This is a genomic window from Reticulibacter mediterranei (assembly GCF_016587455.1).
The window spans coordinates 8,314,922-8,334,799 of sequence record NZ_BNJK01000001.1; the positions used below are offsets into that span (position 1 = coordinate 8,314,922).

The 19,878-nt window shown below is 55.6% G+C and carries 18 protein-coding genes; 5 read left to right on the forward strand and 13 right to left on the reverse strand.

Annotation, left to right across the window (positions count from 1 at the left end):
• Positions 1-25 precede the first annotated feature (25 nt).
• Complete coding sequence (locus tag K3T83_RS35605; RefSeq protein WP_220207661.1) at positions 26-1,009, forward strand: hydroxyacid dehydrogenase; 984 nt, start codon at positions 26-28, stop codon at positions 1,007-1,009.
• 58 nt (positions 1,010-1,067) lie between these two features.
• On the opposite strand, the gene K3T83_RS35610 is transcribed toward K3T83_RS35605, so the two are convergent.
• Positions 1,068-1,511, reverse strand: coding sequence for a cupredoxin domain-containing protein (locus tag K3T83_RS35610; protein WP_220207662.1), 444 nt, complete (start codon positions 1,509-1,511; stop codon positions 1,068-1,070).
• A 56-nt stretch (positions 1,512-1,567) separates the two neighbouring features.
• Positions 1,568-3,679 carry a heavy metal translocating P-type ATPase gene (locus tag K3T83_RS35615; protein ID WP_220207663.1) on the reverse strand — a complete coding sequence of 704 codons (2,112 nt, stop codon included), beginning with the start codon at positions 3,677-3,679 and terminating at the stop codon, positions 1,568-1,570.
• A gap of 290 nt (positions 3,680-3,969) precedes the next feature.
• Between K3T83_RS35615 and K3T83_RS35620 the strand changes: the two genes are divergently transcribed.
• Both K3T83_RS35620 and K3T83_RS35625 read left to right on the forward strand, forming a co-directional pair.
• The gene (locus tag K3T83_RS35620; RefSeq protein ID WP_220207664.1) at positions 3,970-4,386 is read left to right on the forward strand and encodes a HEAT repeat domain-containing protein; all 417 of its coding nucleotides are present in this window, start codon (positions 3,970-3,972) and stop codon (positions 4,384-4,386) included.
• A gap of 50 nt (positions 4,387-4,436) precedes the next feature.
• Complete coding sequence (locus tag K3T83_RS35625) at positions 4,437-5,171, forward strand: MerR family transcriptional regulator (protein WP_220207665.1); 735 nt, start codon at positions 4,437-4,439, stop codon at positions 5,169-5,171.
• A gap of 65 nt (positions 5,172-5,236) precedes the next feature.
• Here K3T83_RS35625 and K3T83_RS35630 read toward each other — a convergent pair whose 3' ends face one another.
• Entirely contained in the window at positions 5,237-5,938 is a 702-nt protein-coding gene (locus K3T83_RS35630; protein ID WP_220207666.1) for a TetR/AcrR family transcriptional regulator, read from the reverse strand.
• A gap of 219 nt (positions 5,939-6,157) precedes the next feature.
• On the opposite strand from K3T83_RS35630, the gene K3T83_RS35635 reads away from it, so the two are divergent.
• On the forward strand, positions 6,158-7,207 hold the full coding sequence (locus K3T83_RS35635) for an SDR family oxidoreductase (protein ID WP_220207667.1): 1,050 nt from the start codon (positions 6,158-6,160) through the stop codon (positions 7,205-7,207).
• Positions 7,208-7,405: 198 nt separating this feature from the next.
• Positions 7,406-7,915 carry a GNAT family N-acetyltransferase gene (locus tag K3T83_RS35640; protein WP_373324631.1) on the forward strand — a complete coding sequence of 170 codons (510 nt, stop codon included), beginning with the start codon at positions 7,406-7,408 and terminating at the stop codon, positions 7,913-7,915.
• Between the two features lie 214 nt (positions 7,916-8,129).
• Here K3T83_RS35640 and K3T83_RS35645 read toward each other — a convergent pair whose 3' ends face one another.
• From K3T83_RS35645 to iolB, 10 genes are all read right to left on the reverse strand, one after another.
• Positions 8,130-9,122 carry a tagatose 1,6-diphosphate aldolase gene (locus tag K3T83_RS35645; protein WP_220207669.1) on the reverse strand — a complete coding sequence of 331 codons (993 nt, stop codon included), beginning with the start codon at positions 9,120-9,122 and terminating at the stop codon, positions 8,130-8,132.
• Positions 9,123-9,131: 9 nt separating this feature from the next.
• Positions 9,132-10,160, reverse strand: a complete 1,029-nt coding sequence (gene iolG / locus K3T83_RS35650) for an inositol 2-dehydrogenase (RefSeq protein WP_220207670.1) — start codon at positions 10,158-10,160, stop codon at positions 9,132-9,134.
• Positions 10,161-10,182: 22 nt separating this feature from the next.
• The gene (locus K3T83_RS35655) at positions 10,183-11,115 is read right to left on the reverse strand and encodes a TIM barrel protein (protein ID WP_236065056.1); all 933 of its coding nucleotides are present in this window, start codon (positions 11,113-11,115) and stop codon (positions 10,183-10,185) included.
• Positions 11,116-11,202: 87 nt separating this feature from the next.
• The gene (locus K3T83_RS35660) at positions 11,203-12,681 is read right to left on the reverse strand and encodes a CoA-acylating methylmalonate-semialdehyde dehydrogenase (RefSeq protein WP_220207671.1); all 1,479 of its coding nucleotides are present in this window, start codon (positions 12,679-12,681) and stop codon (positions 11,203-11,205) included.
• Complete coding sequence (locus K3T83_RS35665; protein ID WP_220207672.1) at positions 12,678-13,556, reverse strand: ATP-binding cassette domain-containing protein; 879 nt, start codon at positions 13,554-13,556, stop codon at positions 12,678-12,680. Before K3T83_RS35665 ends, K3T83_RS35660 begins: the two co-directional genes overlap by 4 nt.
• Positions 13,553-14,614, reverse strand: coding sequence for an ABC transporter permease (locus K3T83_RS35670; RefSeq protein WP_220207673.1), 1,062 nt, complete (start codon positions 14,612-14,614; stop codon positions 13,553-13,555). The genes K3T83_RS35665 and K3T83_RS35670 overlap by 4 nt, the downstream gene beginning before the upstream one ends.
• Before the next feature lie 70 nt (positions 14,615-14,684).
• A complete protein-coding gene (locus K3T83_RS35675; protein WP_220207674.1) occupies positions 14,685-15,701 on the reverse strand; it encodes a sugar ABC transporter substrate-binding protein in 1,017 nt (338 codons plus the stop codon).
• Between the two features lie 294 nt (positions 15,702-15,995).
• Positions 15,996-17,882, reverse strand: coding sequence for a 3D-(3,5/4)-trihydroxycyclohexane-1,2-dione acylhydrolase (decyclizing) (gene iolD / locus K3T83_RS35680; RefSeq protein ID WP_220207675.1), 1,887 nt, complete (start codon positions 17,880-17,882; stop codon positions 15,996-15,998).
• Between the two features lie 24 nt (positions 17,883-17,906).
• On the reverse strand, positions 17,907-18,932 hold the full coding sequence (gene iolC, locus K3T83_RS35685; RefSeq protein ID WP_373324632.1) for a 5-dehydro-2-deoxygluconokinase: 1,026 nt from the start codon (positions 18,930-18,932) through the stop codon (positions 17,907-17,909).
• Between the two features lie 35 nt (positions 18,933-18,967).
• Positions 18,968-19,873, reverse strand: coding sequence for a 5-deoxy-glucuronate isomerase (gene iolB, locus K3T83_RS35690; protein ID WP_220207677.1), 906 nt, complete (start codon positions 19,871-19,873; stop codon positions 18,968-18,970).
• Between the last annotated feature and the right edge of the window lie 5 nt (positions 19,874-19,878).

The following is a 19,878-nucleotide window of genomic DNA, read 5'->3' on the forward strand; positions in this document are numbered from 1 at the left end:
AGACGCGAAAGGAGCGGAATATTTCATGGCGCTATTATGGACAGGTACGCCGCTGCGGTCTCAGGCTCTGGCACTCCTTGAGGGAAATGCAACTGTGCTGGTGAGCAAGCTTGGCGAGAGTACTGGCGAGTGGCATGAGGAGGCTGCGGCGGCAGATATCATTATGGTGAGAGGATCAACCTTTGTCACTGGTGAGGTGATGGATCGGCTTGGCGCGCGTTTGCGCATTGTGGCTCGTTCGGGCATTGGCGTTGATCGCATTGACCTGGATGCTGCAACTGCACGCGGTATTCTGGTTGTGAATACGCCGGATGGTCCCACAGAATCGACCGCCGAACATGCTATTGCGTTGCTGCTCAATCTCTGCAAGCAGATTGCGGTTGGCGATCGTCTCCTGCGTGCGGGCCGCCCTTTTCCTGCGCTGTCGGAGATGACTCCCGGCCTGGAAACTGCTGGAGCCACGCTGGGATTGTTGGGATTGGGACGCATCGGGAGTCGCGTCGCGGCCATTGCACGGGAGCTGGGTATGAAGGTGCTGGCTTATGATCCTTTCGTGAGCCAGGAGCGGGCTGCGGCCCTGGATGTCGAGCTATGCTCATCTATCGAAGCGTTGCTGTCACGCGTGCAGGTCGTTTCGTTGCATTGCCCATCCACGTCAGAGACGCATCATCTCATCAATGCCGACACGCTCAAACTTCTGCCAACTGGCAGTTATCTGATCAATGTTGCGCGCGGTGCATTGATCGATCACGACGCACTGTACGATGCACTATCTTCCGGTCATCTGGCGGGTGCTGGATTGGACGTGTTTGATCCAGAGCCGCCGATCGCCAATCACCCCCTCTTCTCGTTGCCCAATACGATTTGCACGCCACATATCGGCTCATATACCGCCGCTGGCCTGGAGCGTATGCAGGTGATGGCCTGCGAACAGATCGTGAGTGCGCTGCGTGGGGAGCGCCCAACCAACCTGGTAAATCCTGCTGTGTGGGAGCATCAACGCACTTGAGTAGGCGGCTGGTGGGGATGATATAAGCACATCATTCCCACCATTTGCATCTGTGTTGTCAGGATGCTTTTACCGTCACATCTTGTTTCATTCCTGCCTCGTAGTGTCCGGGCAGATAGCAAACAAGCTGTGGATGAGAGTTTGCAGCAGACGAAGGAAATGTGTAATCAAGCGTCTTCGTCTCGCCCGGGTTGATGGTATCTATGGAGGCGAGTGCCATTTTGTCCATTTCACCCATTGGCATACCGCTCATATTACCTTCTGCTTTCGGCATGATCATGAATTCATGTGTCGTTGCACCGTTGTTTGTTACAACGAAATGATAAGTTGTGCCAGGGGTAAAGCTGGTCACTGAAGAACTGATGGTGAAATCTGCCTCTTTAACCTGCACCTGTACAGCATTTGCCGCTGGCGTTGCTGTGCTGCCTTCACGTCCTCCACAGGCAGAGAGTAGTAAGAGTGCAAGCGTAAATAAGCCGATTAGACCGATTTGGTGTTTCATATAATCTCCTATATTCATTCTAAAGGGGATGGTTAGCGCTAACCATCCCCCTATAACTACAGATGCAATTTTCGTAGTGTCTGGGCGTTGAGTGCAACAATGATGGTCGAGAGCGACATAAGCAGGGCGCTGACCGCCGGGGGCAGGACAAAGCCGAAGGGGGCCAGGATACCTGCTGCCAGCGGAAGGGCGATGATGTTGTAGCCAGCGGCCCAGGCCAGATTTTGCATCATCTTGCGATAGCTGGCCCAACTGAGTCGAATGATGCGAGCGATATCGCGCGGATCGTTTCTGACCAGCACAATCCCGGCTGAGGCGCGTGCGACATCCGTTCCGGCACCAATCGCTATGCCCACATCGGCCTGAGCCAGCGCCGGAGCATCGTTGACGCCATCTCCGACCATCGCCACTTTCGCGCCGCTTTGCTGTAGTTCGCGAATCTTCTCGCTTTTATGTGCTGGCAAGACCTGTGCGAACACCTCGTCCAGTCCTAGCTCTCCTGCAACCCAGTTGGCGACCTCCTGCGAGTCTCCTGTCAACATTGCCACGCGCAAGCCCTGCTCTTTGAGCGCTTTGACCGCCTCGTAGCTTTCGGGACGGATGACATCGGCAAGCGCGAAGGCCGCCAGGATCTCCTGCCCTTCCACGAGATACACGACGGTCTGCCCGCGTTTGCCCCATTGCTGTATCGCCTCTTTCAGAGGGCTGTTGAGCGTGATCCCCTCCTGTTCCAACAGGCGAGGCCCACCAACTTTGAGGATACGTTCCGCCACTCGCGCCTGCGCACCACGACCTGCCAGCGCCTCAAACTCGCTCATGCGTGGAATGCTGAGCTTACGCTGTTGTGCGGCAGAGACGATCGCACGTGCAATGATATGCTCGCTCTCCTGTTCCACCGCAGCCGCCAGCGCCAGAGCCTCTTCTTCGCTCATGCCGCGCGTCGTTCGCAGCGCGACCAATCCCTGTTGTCCAGTTGTGAGCGTGCCGGTCTTATCAAAAACGACTGCTGAGAGCAAGCGAGCCTGTTCCAGTGCCAATCGGTCGCGCACCAGAATACCATTTCTGGCTGATAACGTTGTAGTGATTGCAATCACCAGCGGAATTGCCAGTCCCAGCGCGTGTGGGCAGGCCACAACTAGCGTCGAGACGACACGCTCTACCGTCGTATTGTCGAAGCCCTGCGCGATGGTCCAGGCGATCAGGGTAATGATGGCGACTCCCAGCGCAACCAGCGTGAGCCAGAATGCGGCGCGATCCGCCAATGCCTGGGCGCGGCTGCGACTATTTTGTGCCTCTGCCACCAGGCGCATAATCCCGGCCAGCATCGTTTGCTCGCCCGTACGCGTGATTCGTATACGCAATGAGCCAGAGCCGTTCACTGTTCCCGCGATCACCTCATCGCCAGCCTGTTTGTCCACCGGGCGCGACTCGCCAGTAATCATGCTCTCGTTGAGTTGGCTCTTGCCCTCTTCCACACGCCCATCGGCGGGAATCTGTCCGCCCGGACGTACCAGGACGAGATCATTTTCACTCAGCCCGTTGGCTGGCACCCGCTGCGTCGAGCCATCGGAGGCGATGCGTTCGGCCATATCAGGCAGCAGCTTTGCCAGTTCGTTGAGCGCGCTTTGAGCGCTACCAACCGCACGCATCTCCATCCAGTGCCCAAGTAGCATAATGGTGGTCAGCGTCGCCTGTTCCCAGTAGAAGGGCATGCCATTGAGCAGGCCAAAGCTGATCGCCAGACTGTAAAAGTAGGCCGTTGAGATGGCAAGCGTGACCAGTGTCATCATACCAGGACGCAGCACGCGTAGTTCGTCAAAGGCTCCTTTTAAAAAGACCCAGCTGCCATACCAGTAAATGACGCTTGCCAGGATTGGCGAGAGCCAGTATGAACCGGGAAAAGCGGGGGCTTGATAGTGGACTATCGCCTGAATCATCTCGGCATAGATGACAATGGGAATGGTCAGCACGAGACTGATCCAGAATGGGCGCTGGAACATGGCGGCGCTATGCCCTGCGTGCCCGCTGTGCTGGTCGTGATGTGCCCCATGTGATGCGCTCATCGCTGCATGTTCACTACCCGGTGCTGGTTCATGCATATGTGTATGTTGTAGCTCGGACCTCTTGTTTGGCCCGACCTCAGTTGTGTGATGATCGAGAGGGTGCATTTGCCCTGCTCCTTCGTGTTTGCTAGTGTCTTATCAGTTCTCATCCATACCCCTACCCAGGGGGTATGGGAATAGTATAAGGTACTTATTGTAGATATGTCAAGGGGGTGAGGGGCTGGTTGAGGAGACCCCAATGGTGCATTTTCTCTTCATAAGTCCAGTCTCGGCTATTCAAAGAGTTTCTTGAGGAATTTTTCAGTGAACAGACGCCTGAAGAGTACATCGGTGGCATTGATTACTCGTCACTTCCTCCTCTCTCTCCCCAGGAGAGAAGTGTCGCAGAAGATCTCATGCTGGAGCGCCTGGAGAGGCAGGAATACGATAGCCGCGATGTCAATGGTCTGAGCATCCTGGGGGCAAGGCGAGTGATACCATTTCTTGTAAGTTATTTGAAGAACCCGGATTACTCCTCCTTGAGAAGCCAGGCTGCCGGAGCCTTGCGAGAATTTCCTTGCCAGCAGGTGGTGCAAGCTTTAGATGAAGCGCTCTCTGACGAGAATGATCTTGTGCGCATGCAAGTGGCAGCTAGCCTCTTAGCTTTCTACGGGGTTAAAGTGAGCTGGTCTTTCTGGGGCGATTTCAATTCAAAAGACCCGCAGGTTCGAGATGCGGCGATCATGAACATTCGAGCTTTGGGCAAGGAGAAGCCTCTACCTCCATGCAAAGACATGAAAATGAGTCGCTCTGTTGGACGAGATGTGATATAAAATGATGGGTTAGATCTGAAGAAACATCTAAAGATACAAAAGAGTGTTATATGGAACCTGATCGCAATCTGCGGACAATCGATCTTGCGCGCGCTGGACAGATCAGCGTTCAACAGGTGCGCAACTATGAAGCCAGCGGTTTCATTCCGTTGGCAGAACGCAATGCAGGGGGCTATCGTCTCTACACGCGGCAGCATCTCGTTGCGCTCAGGGCGACTCGCAGCCTGGTTGGTGGGTATGGATGGATGCGGACGCGCGCGATCATGCAGGAGGTTCACGCGGGCAAGCTAGCAGCCGCGCTTGCCCTGATTGACGAGCGCCACGCGGAACTCGCCAGCAAGCGCCAGCAGCTTGAGCAAACGCTGGCCGCTTTGCGCACACTGGCCGCTCAACCCGTTCCTCTGACCAGTCCTCGCTCTGCACAACTATTCCGCGTGGGAGAGGCCGCACAGCAGGTGGGCGTGCGTGTCTCGGCGCTGCATTTCTGGGAGCAGGAGGGGCTTTTGCATCCTGTACGCGACAAAAGCAGCCATTATCGCCTCTATGATGAGCAGCAAATGCGCCGCCTGCGAGTTGTTGCCCTGATGAGGGAGGCGAGCTACGATTTTAAGGTGATCCATACAACGCTGAATGAACTGGCAGCAGGGCAACCAGAGAAGGCAATTGCGGCAGTGGAGAAGAGGTATGCAGAGCTTGCCAGAGCGAGTTGGGCCTGCCTCGCCGCGATGACCTCTTTTCACGAGTATATTCGCGAGTTCTACGGAGAAGCGCTTGCATCATTATAGTGTTTACGATAGCTTGCAAACACCCTTTTGTTACGCTTAATCCTACCCAGGAACAGGAGATCATGCTATCCCTCCGAGCGCATACCCTGCGAAAACTTATGGATTATCCGGTCAATAAATGCTCTGACGGGCGCATCGTCTATTTGCTCAGCGAATTCAGGAAGCAGCCATTGGTACTTTTGCAGTTCGTAGTAGTCATAAAGCAGCGTGCGCAGCGTCAAATCGTGTTCCACGAGGAACACAGGGTCCATAATGTTACGCAGGAAGAGTTCGCTTTGCAGCACCGCAAGCATCGGCTTGAGAGGGTGGAAGATGCCCTGGGTAACGCCCTGTTCATAGAAGCGCTGGAGTTGCTGCTGGAATTCCAGCCGGGCCTGTTTGACACGTTCCCATAAAGGTGGAGAGAGCTGTTTCAGGTCAAGCAAAAGTTCCTCTGGAAGGTAACAGGCAACATCCACGGACTGCATAAAGGCATGCTGAAAGCGCAGAAGAGGAGAAGAGGACTCGTCTCCTATGAGCGCTGTAGCCTGCTTGAGAGAAGTCACCACTAGCTCTACACCTTGTTCGATGACATCTTCCTTTGAAGAAAAATACTTATAGAACGTCGCTTTACTGATATCCATAAAGCGCACGATATCATCGAGCCGCAGATGGCTCAATCTCTGGCGCTGGATCACAGGCAGCAAGCGGGTGAGATACTTCTGTTTCAACTCCTCATGTCGTTCACCGCGTTGCTCAACAGATGAAGCATTCTTTGCGCCTTCCATATCGATGCTTGCTCCTGACTGACTGGTACTACCAATCAAGTATAACAGATCGCTAGAGAGCTGTAAACGAAAGAGACAAAGTGATACTAAGTAGACTAAAAAGGATAAATTAGTTTACTTTATACTAATCTTGTGATAGAGTAAGGAAAGAGGAAATCTTCTTGCGGCGTTTGCGCGACATTGGCGCAGCGTCATTTTTAGAATATCGGGAGGCTCATATTGAGTAGAGAAGTTGTACTAGTCACAGGCGGATCAGGATTTACCGGCATGCACAGCATCTTGCAATTGCTGGGCGCTGGCTATCGTGTGAGAACAACAGTGCGTTCGCTCAAGCGCGAAGCTGACGTGCGCGCCATGCTCAAAGTTGGTGGTGCAAAAACTGGTGAGGCGCTCTCCTTTGTTGCCGCCGATTTAATGGAAGATGCGGGCTGGTCGGAAGCCGTAGCAGGGTGTGACTTCGTGCTACATGTTGCCTCACCATTTCCGCCAAGTCAGCCCAAAAACGAAGACGAACTGATTATCCCGGCCCGCGAAGGTACCTTGCGTGTGCTGCGGGCTGCGCGAGACGAGGGTGTTAAACGCGTCGTGCTGACCTCTTCTTTCGCTGCCATCAGCTACGGTTCCAGATCCACGAACAAGATTTTTACTGAAGAGAACTGGACTGACCTGAACAGCGATCATCTCAGCCCTTATGTGAAATCGAAGACTCTGGCGGAGCGCGCGGCCTGGGACTTCATCGCCCGCGAAGGCGGCGCATTGGAACTCGCGGTCATCAATCCGGTCGGAATCTTCGGACCCGTGCTTGGGGCGGACTATTCAAGCTCCATTCAGCTCGTGCAGCGTTTAATGGACGGAGCGCTGCCGGGCTGCCCTCGCCTCTTCTTTGGTATCGTCGATGTGCGAGACGTAGCGGATTTGCATATACGTGCCATGACCAATCCCGCAGCCAATGGGCAGCGCTTCCTGGCTGTCGCCGGAGAGAGCATGACCATTCAACAAATCGCCCTCGTGCTGAGGAAACAGCTGGGGAACTCAGCACGACGCGTGCCAACTAGAGTGCTACCTGATTGGCTGGTGCGCCTCGTCTCGCTGGCCGACCCTGCGGTCGCGCAATTCATCCCCGAACTGGGCAAGGTCAAGAACGCCACCAACGCCAAAGCCGGACGCCTGCTTGGTTGGACGCCGCGCTCGAACGAAGAGGCCATCGTCGCGACTGCCGAGAGCTTGCTGCAACTCGGGCTATTGCGGAATACCAAAAAGGTAGCGTAAGAAGATGGCAGCGGTTCAACGTGCCGAGGTATTGCTGGGATAAAGATGAGCAGGTCAAGTCTGGTAAAACGAGCGACGAAACTGGAAAAGGTTGATTTCTTCTGGACCACTTGCCTCGCTCATCAGTTTTTGCTAAGATCCCTGGTGAAAATTGTAGCTAAAGGATCAGATACAATGGTTGACCCTGCCCATATTTCTATTGAGAGTATTCGTGCCGAAGATGAAGCGCGCTTGCTTCCCGGACTGGTGGCTTTGCTTCAGGACACGGCTGCGTCTGGTGCTTCGGTTGGCTTTCTACCGCCATTGAGCGAGGAAGAGGCGAGACAGTACTGGCAGGTAGCGTTTCAGGGCGTGGCTGATGGGAGCCGTGTGTTGCTGGTGGCATATGATGCCGATACTATCGTCGGCTCAGTCCAGCTTGAGCTTGCGATGCGCCCGAACGGATTGCATCGAGCGGAGGTGCAGAAGCTCTTTGTGCTTCAAAGCCAGCGCCGTCGCGGTATCGGAGAAGCGCTGATGCAGGCAATTGAGCAGGCAGCTCGCGAACGTGGAAGGAGCTTGCTCGTCCTTGATACTCGCCAGGGAGATAACGCCGAACGACTCTATCGTCGCTTAGCATACCACGAAGTCGGCGTCATTCCCGCCTATGCCTTGAGCGCAAGCGGCACCCTCGATGGCACAGTCTTCTTTTATAAGGAACTTGCGTAGTACTCTGCCAGGCTTCATTGTTGATGCATCCAGAAGCTCCTTTGGGGTGTGACCGTGTATGGCAGGGGCGATGGCTGGTCCTCGCCCACCTATGTGGGTGTCGCACCGTATGGGGAACCGGGCGAGGACCAGCCATCGCCCCTGCCATACACGGGAAGTATTCACCGCTCCATTTGCCCAATGAAGCTTGATAGAGGAGTAGTTGCGCGATTGATCATTCATATGCTTTCCACCAGGGGACAGCATTCTGTTGCACTGCTTCGTTGATAGCCTGAATATTGCGCGTACCGCGTTCTTGTAGCCATTGTGCTAGTGCTGGAACCCCACCGCGAGCATAGGCGGTAATGCCATCCTGCCAGGTAGCGCGACCACATAGGACGCCAGAGTAGTTTACTCCTGCTTCCGCTGCCAGTTCCAGCATTTCACTGAATACCTCGTCTGTGACTCCAGCGCTCAAGTAGATGAAAGGCTTTGTGGTGGCCTGGGCCGTCTCACGAAAATGCTGGATGGCCTCCTGACGTGTGTATGCTGTTCCCTCGTTCTTGAAAGCACGGCTCCCGGCCAGGAACGCGGGATTGATCGGCATTTCGACCTTGAGAACATCGACGCCGTAGCGCGGTTGGGTAAACTCGGCCATCGTTTGGGCGACATACTCAGGCTTCTTTTTAGCAAAGGCCGGACCGCGTTCATCTCCAATTGTCTCATCATAGACCAGTGGCTCAAGGAAGAAGGGCACATCCAGCGCGCTGCATTCTGCCCCGATTCGCTCAACGTACGCCTGCTTGATCTGCTTGATCTCTGCTGTGTCAAATGGGTTGTAGTACAGCAGAATTTTGATCGCATGCGCACCGGCTTCGATCAGACGACGCACGCTCCATGTCGGAAGGAGATCAGGTAGGCGTCCAGCCACGCTGACATCATAGCCCGATTGCTCGTATGCCAGCATCACGCCCGTATGTTCGGCCCGGCTAGCAATAGCGCTCAACCCGTATTCAGGGTCCAGCAGGACCGCGCTGGCATGTGGCGTCAATATGCTGGTCACGGTAGCCTTAAATGCGTGCATATCTTCGGTTGTCGCTGGCCTATCCAGGGCATCGCTGATAGCTTGCAGAAGGTTGCCGCGATGATCGACGGCAACTGCCGCAATAATTCCCTGCTCGTTCGCACAGGCGTTCATCCCTGCAATCTTGCCCCTGGTTATGTGCATCTTCTTCTCCTACTCTTGTACCAGGATTTCGCTCAATCGCACAGGCCGTCGCTCCATGAGAGACTTTTTCGCTGCCAGCGCCATCACAACCGGAAAGCGGCCATCTTCACCGTTGACAGGAACAGGCCGGTTTTGTAGCACAGCTTGCACAAAGGCTGTCATCTCGCTTACAAAGCTCTCGCTGTAGCGTTCCAGGAAGAAATAGAGCGGTAGTTCGCGGTGAATGCTGTGGCGATCACTGATAACGGCGGTATTGGCGTAGTTGTTATCGGTCGCGATGGCCCCGGCGCTGCCCAGCAGCTCCACGCGTTGGTCGTAGCCGTAAGCGGCCTGGCGGCTGTTGCTGATTGTTCCAATGGTGCCATTCTCAAACTGCAAGGTGATTACTGCACTATCCACATCGCCAGCATCGCCGATCTCCGGGCTATTCAGCACGCCAGCCTGGACGAAAATCTCCTCCACATCGCTGCCAATCAAAAAGCGCGCCATGTCGAAATCGTGGATGGTCATATCGAGAAAGAGGCCGCCGGAGCGCTTGATATAGGCCATTGGCGGCGGCTCAGGGTCACGACTGACGATATGCAGCATGCATGGCTTGCCGATCTCTCCCTCAGCCACAGCCCGGCGCACACGCGCATAGTTGGCATCGAAGCGCCGATTGAAGCCGATCTGAAGTTGTACGCCTGCTCGCTGCACTGCATCCAATGCCCGATCAATCGAGGCCAGATCGAGGGAGATTGGTTTTTCGCAGAAGATATGTTTTCCCGCTTTAGCAGCCTCTTCGATGATGCGCGCATGACTATCGGTTGATGAGCAGATCGCAACCGCCTCGATCTCCGGGTGTTCCAGGATGTGGCGATAGTCTTGCACTGCTGATGGAATGTCGTAGCGCTCTGCACACTCTCTGGCAGCTTCCTCAAACGTATCGGCGACCATCAACAATTCGGCATGAGGAACGCGGGAGGTGAGATGTTGCGCATGCAGACAGCCGATGCGTCCGGCCCCGATCAACCCCATTTTTAGTGTCGTAACAGGCATGATATTCCCTTTCGCTGATTGATTACAGCCCCAGGCTGCTAAGATAAATACGATTGCGCTCGGCGCTGCTCTTAGGTGTTCCCATGCCTGGTAGCACATCCTGCTCTACGACAATCCATCCTGCATACCGATAGGTTGCAAGCCACTCTCGTACACCCGTAAAAGGGACGCTGCCCCGGCCCAGCTCACAAAATACGCCATGTTGGATCGCAGTAAAATAATCCCAACCGTTTTGACGCGCCTGTTGTGCAATCTCTGGCTGGCAATCTTTAAAGTGAACATGTTTGATGCGTTCGCCGAAGCGTTGCAGCCCATCCAGCACGATCTGTTCCTCGTTGCTGCCAGAACCGTAGAGGTAATGTCCAGTATCAAAGACCAACCCCAGCAGATCGGCTCTGGTCATATCTAGCAGACGGGCGATTTCGGCTGGTGTTTCAACATAACCGGCGCAATGATGGTGAAATGCAGTTGAAAGTCCGGTCACATCCTGTACAGCACGCGCGATGCGTTCTGTTCCCTGTATAAAGATTCGCCATTCGTCGTCTGTCAGCGCCATCTCACCTGTGACGCGTCCGGCGTTTTGCGTGCGCACCGGATCACTGCCGTTGTCGTCGGCGAGAATGATCAATGGTTGCGAGCCGCTGGTTTCGGCTACGCTTGCCAGCAGATGTGCCACCTGCAACGCCCGGGTCTCGCCATCAGCGTGCTTTTCAGCGTATTTCAGCGCAACCGGCACAAACGCGCCAACCATTGAGAGGTGCCGTCGTTCTAGCTCTTCTCTGAGCCGTGCGGGATCGGTCGGCATATAACCCCAGTCGCCAAGCTCGGTGCCAACATAACCGGTGTCGCGCAGTTCATCGAGCATCTGGCCGTACGTAATCTGTTCCCCCTGGATGCCCTCAAATTCCAACGCGCCCCACGAACAGGGGGCATTGGCGATCCTAATATGCTCCATACAGTTCTTCTTTCGTCTGGAATAGTGCAGCGACCGAAAATACATCTATAAAATTTTTCTTCGGTCGCTTGCTACCGCCCTGCTTCTCTAGAATTTGCGCGACCACTCTTTCGGCCAGCGCTCAACGACCACCTTTTTCTGTGTGTAGAATTCGATGGCATCGCGGCCCTGAGCGTGCATGTCGCCAAAGAAGCTATCTTTCCAGCCAGAGAAGGGGAAGAAGGCCATCGGAGCTGCAACCCCAACGTTGATGCCAATATTGCCAACTTCGGCTTCGTAGCGGAACTTACGCGCCGCCGCACCACTGCTGGTGAACAGACAGGCCATATTGCCATAGCTGCCTGAATTGACCAGCTCTATTGCCTCATCAATCGTCTGCACATGCATCAGGCTGAGGACCGGCCCGAAGATTTCGGTGCGCGCAATCTCGCTACCTGCCGCGACATTATCAAGAATGGTCGGGCGAACGAAGTAACCATGCTCGTAACCGGAGGGGGCAGCTTTGCGTCCATCCACCACCACGCTTGCTCCCTCGCTGATGCCCTTGCCGATCAGCGACTCGATGCGCTGTTTGCTTTCGGCGCTGATGACCGGCCCCATCTCAACATCGGGGTCAAGGCCATAGCCAACCTTGCGCTGCTCGGCGGCGGCTGTGATACTGTCGCGGAAGGATGAGCGTGCTTCACCAACGGTGATTGCCAGCGATGAAGCTAGACAGCGCTGACCAGCACAGCCAAAGGACGAGTCGGCCACGATACGAGAGGTCATCTCCATATCGGCATCGGGTAAGATAATAACCGGATTTTTCGCGCCTCCCTGACATTGCGCGCGTTTGCCGTTCGCAGCAGCCCGGCTGTAGATATACTTTGCCACCGCCGAAGAACCTACAAACGAGATGCCGCGCACCAGTGGATGATCCAGCAACGCATCGACCGTCTCGCGTCCGCCGTTCACCAGACTGATAACGCCTGCTGGGAGTCCCAACTGGTCGATCAGTTCAAAGACCTTGCTCATCGTCGCTGGCACTTTTTCGGAGGGCTTGAGGATAAAGCAGTTGCCGCAGGCGATGGCGTAAGGCAGGAACCAGAGCGGAATCATGCTGGGAAAGTTGAAGGGCGTAATCGCAGCCACGACGCCTACTGGCTGGCGCAACATATGCTCATCGATGCCGCGCGCGATATCTTCGACGTTATAACCCATCATCATCGAAGGAATCCCACAGGCCACCTCGACGTTTTCGATGCCGCGCCGCAGTTCGCCCTGTGACTCAGCCAGCGTCTTGCCGCATTCCTGCGTTGTCAGACGTGCAATCTCATCAAAATGTTCCTCAAGCAGTTGTTTGAACTTGAAGAGATACTGGATGCGGTCGGTTGGTGGGGTACGTCTCCATACGGGGAGCGCGGCCTGTGCAGCCTGCACTGCCACATCAACCTCTTCGGTTGGCGTGAGCGGCACCCGTACCAGTGTTTCAACCGTTGCGGGATTGCGCACATCAATCGTGGTTGCGTTGCGTGGACGCTGCCATTTCCCTCCAACGTAGTTAAGCAGTTGTCCATCCTGTATCATAAGCTTCCTTCTTTCTCTGACTGTTGTGTCCCGTGCTGAAGCTCCTGCGCTTCCTGCTCAAGTTCGCGCGCAACCTCCGCCAGTTGGGAGTCTGTGCGTGCGAACTCGGCAAGCTCATGGCTCAGGGTTTCCAGCTCCTCACCACCTGCCATCATCTCAACGATCTCCTCCCGGCTGACCTCCGCTTTCGTAAAGGTGCCATAGCTGCGGCCCCGATTGAGCAGGGTGAAGCGATCACCAATTGGATAGGCATGATGTGGATTATGGGTAATAAAGATGACGCCCAGCCCGCGCGCCCGCGCCTGAGCGATATAGCGCAGCACAATCCCGGCCTCTTTCACTCCCAACGCGGCGGTTGGTTCGTCGAGAATCAAGACTTTCGCGCCGAAGTAGACCGCACGGGCAATGGCAACCGATTGGCGCTCGCCGCCGGAGAGCGTCCCGACAGGCTGGGCCGTATCACGTACATGGATGCCCATCTTTGCCAGCTCCTCGCGCGTCACCCGGTCGGCATAGGCGACATTGAAGCGGCGCAGTGGTCCCCAGCCTTTTGTCGGCTCTGCCCCCAGAAAAAAGTTGCGCGATATGCTCATCAGCGGGATCATCGCGAGATCCTGATATACGGTGGCGATACCGGCGCTGAGAGCGTGTCGCGGGGAGGTGAAATGCACCTCTTTGCCCTCGACCAGATAGTGCCCCTCGCTTGGCTGGTGGACGCCAGAGAGAATTTTGATCAGCGTCGATTTGCCTGCACCATTGTCGCCCAGCAGACACATCACCTCGCCCGCAGAGACGCTCATCGAGATGTCGTTGAGCGCGATCACATGGCCGAAATACTTTGAGACATGCTGTACCTCGATCAAGGGCGTACTCATCGTCGCACCTCCAGCGCGTACTTGCGTACATAGCTATTGAGCAGGACCGCGAGCAAAAGCATGACGCCTAGAAATGCCTGATACCAGTCGGCATCGACGCCCGCGAAGACGATACCTTGGCGCACCATCCCGAAGATAAGCGCACCGAACACCGAGCCGATAGCCGAACCATAGCCGCCAGTGAGCAGGGTGCCGCCGACCACCACCGCAATGATCGTCAAGAATTCGTTGTCCTGACCGCGCAACACGTCCGAGCCAGTAAAAGTAATGGCCTGGATTGCTGCAAGCAGGCAGGCTGCTAATGCCGTCATCATAAACAGCGTGATCTTCACGCGCTTCACCGGCACACCCACGTTGCGAGCCGCTTGCACGTCGCCGCCAACGCCGAAGATCCAGTTGCCAAACGATGTACGCAGCAGCACCCAGGTCGCCAGCGCCGCAATCACAAGCCACCAGACGATTTCGATGGGGAAGCTCGCGCCTCCAATAGTGATTGGACTGGCAAAGATGGCATGGGCCGAATCGTAGCCAGGGGCCAGATCCAGACCACCAACTTGAGTACGCCCGGTAAGCGCTCGCGTGACGCCGATGGTGACGCCGCGAATAATATACAGGCTTCCCAACGTGACGATAAATGATGGCAGGCCAGTTCGCAGGACCAGATAGCCATTGAGAAAGCCAATCGCCAGGGCAAACACCACCGCCACCAGGATTGAGGCCCAGATGTTCCAGCCGAATTGCGCGGACAGGATCGTAATAATCATGCTGGTTGCGCCGATCATCGAGCCAATCGACAGATCAAACTCGCCCCCGATCATCAGGAGCGCAACGGCCACCGCCAGAATACCCAACTCTGCCGAGACGGAGAGATAGGTTGCAGTGCCGCTCAATGTCAAAAAACCCGAATTACCCGCAACAATGGCAAAAAAGATCCAGACGGCGATTGATCCGGCAATCGCTCCCATCTCCGGGCGCACCAGCAGGCTGCGTAGAGGATTGACCTTTGTGACGCGTTCGTCCTTGCCGGTTCCTTGTGGACCGGTCGTGGTAATACTCATACGTTTCCTCCATTGGATGAGGTGCCAGCAACTCATTCGCTGCTGACACCTCGAACTGCACCTCGAATTGTTAGCGTGTGCCCTGTTGTGCCAGATTGATAACCTGTTCTGCGTTATCTTTTGTGACAAATCCAGGGCCGGTCATAAGAACAGGATTGGCGATCGTGTTCAGGTTGGTGCGGTATAACGTCAACAGCACGATGGGCAGATAGCCCTGCAAGTACTGCTGCTGGTCAATGGCGAACAGGATGTCTCCTTTCTTGATGGCCTGTAAGACTTCGGGCGAGAGGTCAAACGTTGCCAGCTTGATCTGTCCAACCTTATTCATACTGCGTAACGCTGCCAGTGCTGGAGTTGCTCCAGTTGGTCCCAGCGCCATCAATCCATCGACATCGGGCGTCGAGGTGAGTTTGGCCTGAATGCGCTGCTGCGACTCGTTCGGGTCTGCCAGATTCACGGCCAGGACATCGACCTTTGCACCGGCCTTTTGCATCGCATCGCTAAAGCCTTTGCAGCGTGCGTCGAGTCCGGCGTTGCCGACCTCCTGGTTGATGCAGAGCGCGTGTTTCACACCTGCCTGTCCCATGCGTTCGCCACCGCCGTAACCGGCTTCATATTCGGTCTGCCCCACGTGAACCAGGATGCCTAGTTTTTTCGCGACATCGCTCCCTGAGTTAATTGAAATAACTGGAATACCTGCTGCTACGGCCTTCTGGATGGAGGGACCGAGCGCATTGGCGTCAGGGATCGAGACCACCAGACCATCCGGCTTGGAGGCAACTGCGGCATCGATAAGATGCGACATCGCTGTCATATCGAATTTGTCCGGTGACTGATATTCAACCTTGACGCCCATATCCTTCCCTGCTTGATCGACGCCCTTCTTCACAACCGACCAGAACGGGTCAGAAGCCTGACCGTGCGTGACTACGACGAAACGCAAGTTAGAACGAGCTGTGTTACCACTACTGGACGACTGCGTTGTGTTGCTTGACGATGTGGTGCCATTATTCGCCTGACCACCGCAGGCAGCAAGGATGAACAGCGGAATGATGACCAGAACAAAGAGTTTCAAGAGTCGGCGCATTGTTGTCTCCTTTGGCTTCAGAAAGATGTACAAGAATGTGTGTACGACTGAAAACGCGCGGTGGCTCACCTCATCGTGATCCTTGTTGTATTTTGTGTTCCCTCACTCTTCGACTCTCCCAACCGGAACAGATTCAGCAAAATCCTCCTTGTTTGTGAAGATGTACGTGTATTCCCGTAGCGACAAACCCTTGCGGTTGTCGCGGTGGCAATTCCTGCGACAACCGCAAGGGTTTGTCGCTACGGGAATGAGCACATTTTATAATCTTACAAGGATAACATTACAAAAACAACCTTACAGGAAATTGCGCTCTTTTGCTCGCATGGTGCTCCATTCGGAGCGGGCGGCTGTGACAGACTCCAGTTTGCTTACCTCGGCGACCGGCACATCCCACCAGCTCTCGTAATTGTCTACGCCGACGTAACGATCATTTTGAATATAGATGACCGAGGTGCGATCTGTCGTTTGCACGGTTTTGAGCGCGTTGACGAAATCATCATAGGTCTTGCATTCGATGACATGTGCGCCCAGGCTGCGTGCGTTGGCTGCCAGATCAACGGGCAATGTCTGAACTTCTCCCTGTGTATCATCTCCGGGCAAGATACCGTTTTGTCGATAGACGTAGCGCGTGCCAAAGCCCTGTTGTCCGAGGGAGCGGCTCAATCCGCCGATGCTCTTGAAGCCGTCGTTGTCGAGCAGCACGATAATCAGTTTATACCCTTCCTGAATGGAAGTCACGATTTCACTGTTCATCATCAGATACGAGCCATCGCCGACCATCACATAGACATCGTGCTCCGGGGCCGCCATTTTGACGCCCAGACCACCAGCGATCTCGTAGCCCATGCAGCTATAGCCATATTCCAGGTGATAGTTTTTGGGATGGCGTGCGCGCCAGAGCTTATGCAGGTCTCCGGGCAGACTACCAGCGGCGCACACCATGATCGCATCGGCGGCGCTCTGTTCGTTCACCGCACCGATCAACTCGCCCTGGCTGGGCAACGGCGTATTGCGAATGCTGTAGATGCGCTCAACCTCTGCCTCCCATTCGTTATGCAATTCAGCGGCTTTTGCGCTGTAGCCTTCTTCGCTATGATAGCCATCGAGCAGCGCCAATAGTTCTTCCAGCGTGGCCTGAGCGTCACCTACCAGCGAGACGCCTTGATGTTTGGCTGCGTCGAATTCTGTGACGTTGATATTGACGAAGCGTACGTCGGGATGCTGGAACGCTGTTTTCGAGGCGGTGGTGAAGTCGCTATAGCGCGTCCCAATGCCAATGATCAGGTCGGCATCGTGTGCAAGCTGATTTGCCGCCAGCGTCCCCGTGACGCCGATGGCACCGAGATTAAGAGTGAAATCGTAGTTCAGGCTGCCTTTACCTGCCATCGTCTCGCCGGCCGGGATGCCCGTCTGCTCCATCAAGCGTCGTAAGGTCTCGCTGGCCCCTGAATAGATCACGCCGCCACCGGCCACGATCAATGGCCTGCGACTGCCGCGAATTAGACTGGCGGCACGTTCCAGCGCGGCTCGATCTGGGCGATTGCGTGCAATATGCCAGATTCGTTGCTGGAAGAAGGCTGTTGGGTAGTCATAGGCTTCGGTCTGTACGTCCTGGGGCAGTGCCAGCGTAACGGCTCCAGTTTCGGCTGGACTGGTTAACACGCGCATGGCCTCTGGAAGCGCGGTGAGCAACTGTTCCGGGCGCACAATGCGATCCCAATAGCGGCTGACCGGCTTAAAGCTATCGTTGACTGAAATATCCTGGCTATGCTCAGACTCAAGCTGTTGCAGCACCGGCGCGACGTTACGGCGTGCAAAGATGTCGCCGGGGAGCAGCAGGACCGGCAGGCGATTGATCGTCGCTGTTGCGGCTCCTGTGAGCATATTCGTGGCACCCGGACCAATCGAAGAGGTGCAGGCGAAGGCCTGTAAGCGGTTGGCGGTTTTGGCATAGGCCGTCGCTGTATGCACCATTGCCTGCTCGTTGCGCGATTGGTAGTAGCGAAACTCCGGCATCTGTTGGAGCGCCTGCCCGATGCCGGAGACGTTGCCATGCCCGAAGATGCCAAAGCACCCGGCGAAGAAGGGCTGCTCGTGGCCGTCGCGCTCGACATACTGGTTTTTCAGAAAAGCGATTAATGCCTGCGCCATCGTCAGGCGTTGCGTTGCTTGCTTGTCCATAGGTATTTCCCCTCATTGCAGCGACTAGAAGCCACCATGATTCTGAATAAACGTCATCGCTTCGTCGTGGGTCGGCATAAAGTTGGCGCAACCATGCTGAGTAACCAGGATTGCACCACAGGCGTTCGCCAGCCGGATTGTTTTATACCAGTCCCAGCCCTGCACAAAGCCATACAGCACGCCAGCCGCAAACGCATCGCCAGCCCCCAGAATATTTCTCACTTCAACGGGGAAGCCCGGAACCTCAATCTGTCGGGGCTGATTGCCGTTTTCAGATAAGTGAACGGTTGTGCCAGATGCGCCGCGTTTCTGCACCAGTACACGTGGTCCCAGGCTCAATAATGTCCGAATAGCCGCCTGTACATCGCCGCTCACGCGGGCATCGGAGACTTGCGAATGCGTCAGGCTGACCTGGCTCTGGTCGGTGAGCATTGCGGCGTTGATCTCGTCCTCCGTACCAAGCACGATATCCACCACGCGCAGAGCCGAACGCACTACCACGCCAAAGGCGCGAGGATCATCCCACTGGTCGGGGCGGAAGTCGATATCCAGTACAACTGTCGTACCCGCAGCCTGTGCGGTCTCGGCGGCGAAGAGCGTTGCGCTGCGGCTCGGCTCCTGACTCAGCCCCGTGCCGCTGATGAGCAGCGTGCGGCTATCTGCGACTGGAGCTGCCAGCACATCATCGATGGTGAGGGCAATATCGGCGCAGTTGTCGCGATAGTATGTTAGGGGGAAGCGATCTGGTGGCTCGATGCCCAGCACAACCGCGCTGGAACGTTTGCCGGGCTTGAGAGGAATGTACTTTGTTTCGATCCCTTCGCGGCGCAGGAAGTGCAGGATGAAACTGCCCACCTTATCCTCTCCAACCCCCGTCAATAGCGCCGGGTTCAGTCCCAGCCTACGTGCGCCAACGCTGATGTTGGTTGGGCAGCCGCCAACGAAGGCCGCGAAGCTGGTGATCTCCTCGAATGGCGCTCCAATATCGTTGGAATAGAGGTCGATGGAAGAACGCCCCATCGCCAGTACGTCGTAGGTTCTATCCGTGATGTTCTTCACGTTCATCTCCTGCTCATCTTCTACTATTAGATAATATGCTGCACTGCATAGATCGGCACGCGTGGATCACATGTTTGATATGTCTCTTTCACCCATACATGCTGCGGATCTTCGCTATTCGCCAGCGATTGCGCGCTTCCCGCAAGCACGTTGAGATAGTATGTGGTGTAACCGGGAGGGCTTGAGACCGGATGGTAGCCTTCGGGAACCAGCACCACGTCGTTGTTGTGAGCGAGCAGCGCCGCGTCAATAGGCTGTCCGGCACGATGCAGCGGCGATTCGGGATCGGTATAGACGCGCTGGAATGCGAATCCCTCCGGGCGATCAATCTTGTAGAAATAGATCTCCTCAAGGTCGGCTTCCTGTACATTGCCGTCGCGATCCGTTTTATGCACATCGTGTTTATGTGGTGGATAGCTCGACCAGTTGCCGCCAGGAGTATAAACCTCCACAATGACGAGGCGCTGACATGGGAAGCCGGGCGGGATGATGCCGTTGATCTGACGGGTGGCGTGATCGCTGCCGCGAATTTCGGTCTTAATGTCCTGTGGCGTAATCAGATGCGGTTCTGTATCCTGTTCAACTGCTGTCCAGGCAACCGCAAATTCGCATGCGGTTTCTGCGTGGACCGTGAATGTCGTCTGACGCGGTAAATAGAGTGCATGGGGCGGACCAGCGAAGACGTTCTCACGTTCGCCGATGTGTTCCCACTGTCCGCGATTCGAGTCAACGTGCACGCGACCGCTCATCAGCACGATTGCCAGTTCGTTATGATCGGTGGTACTCGTCCAGGTGCCATGCGCGGGCAAGCGTCGGAGCTGGAAATGGATGTATTCCCAGCCAGCCTTTTCTGGCGTCACGTCAACGATCACATCTGAATCTGCTGTTGCGTTGGGATGAACAATCAAATTACTAGAATCGTAGCGATACATTGGTA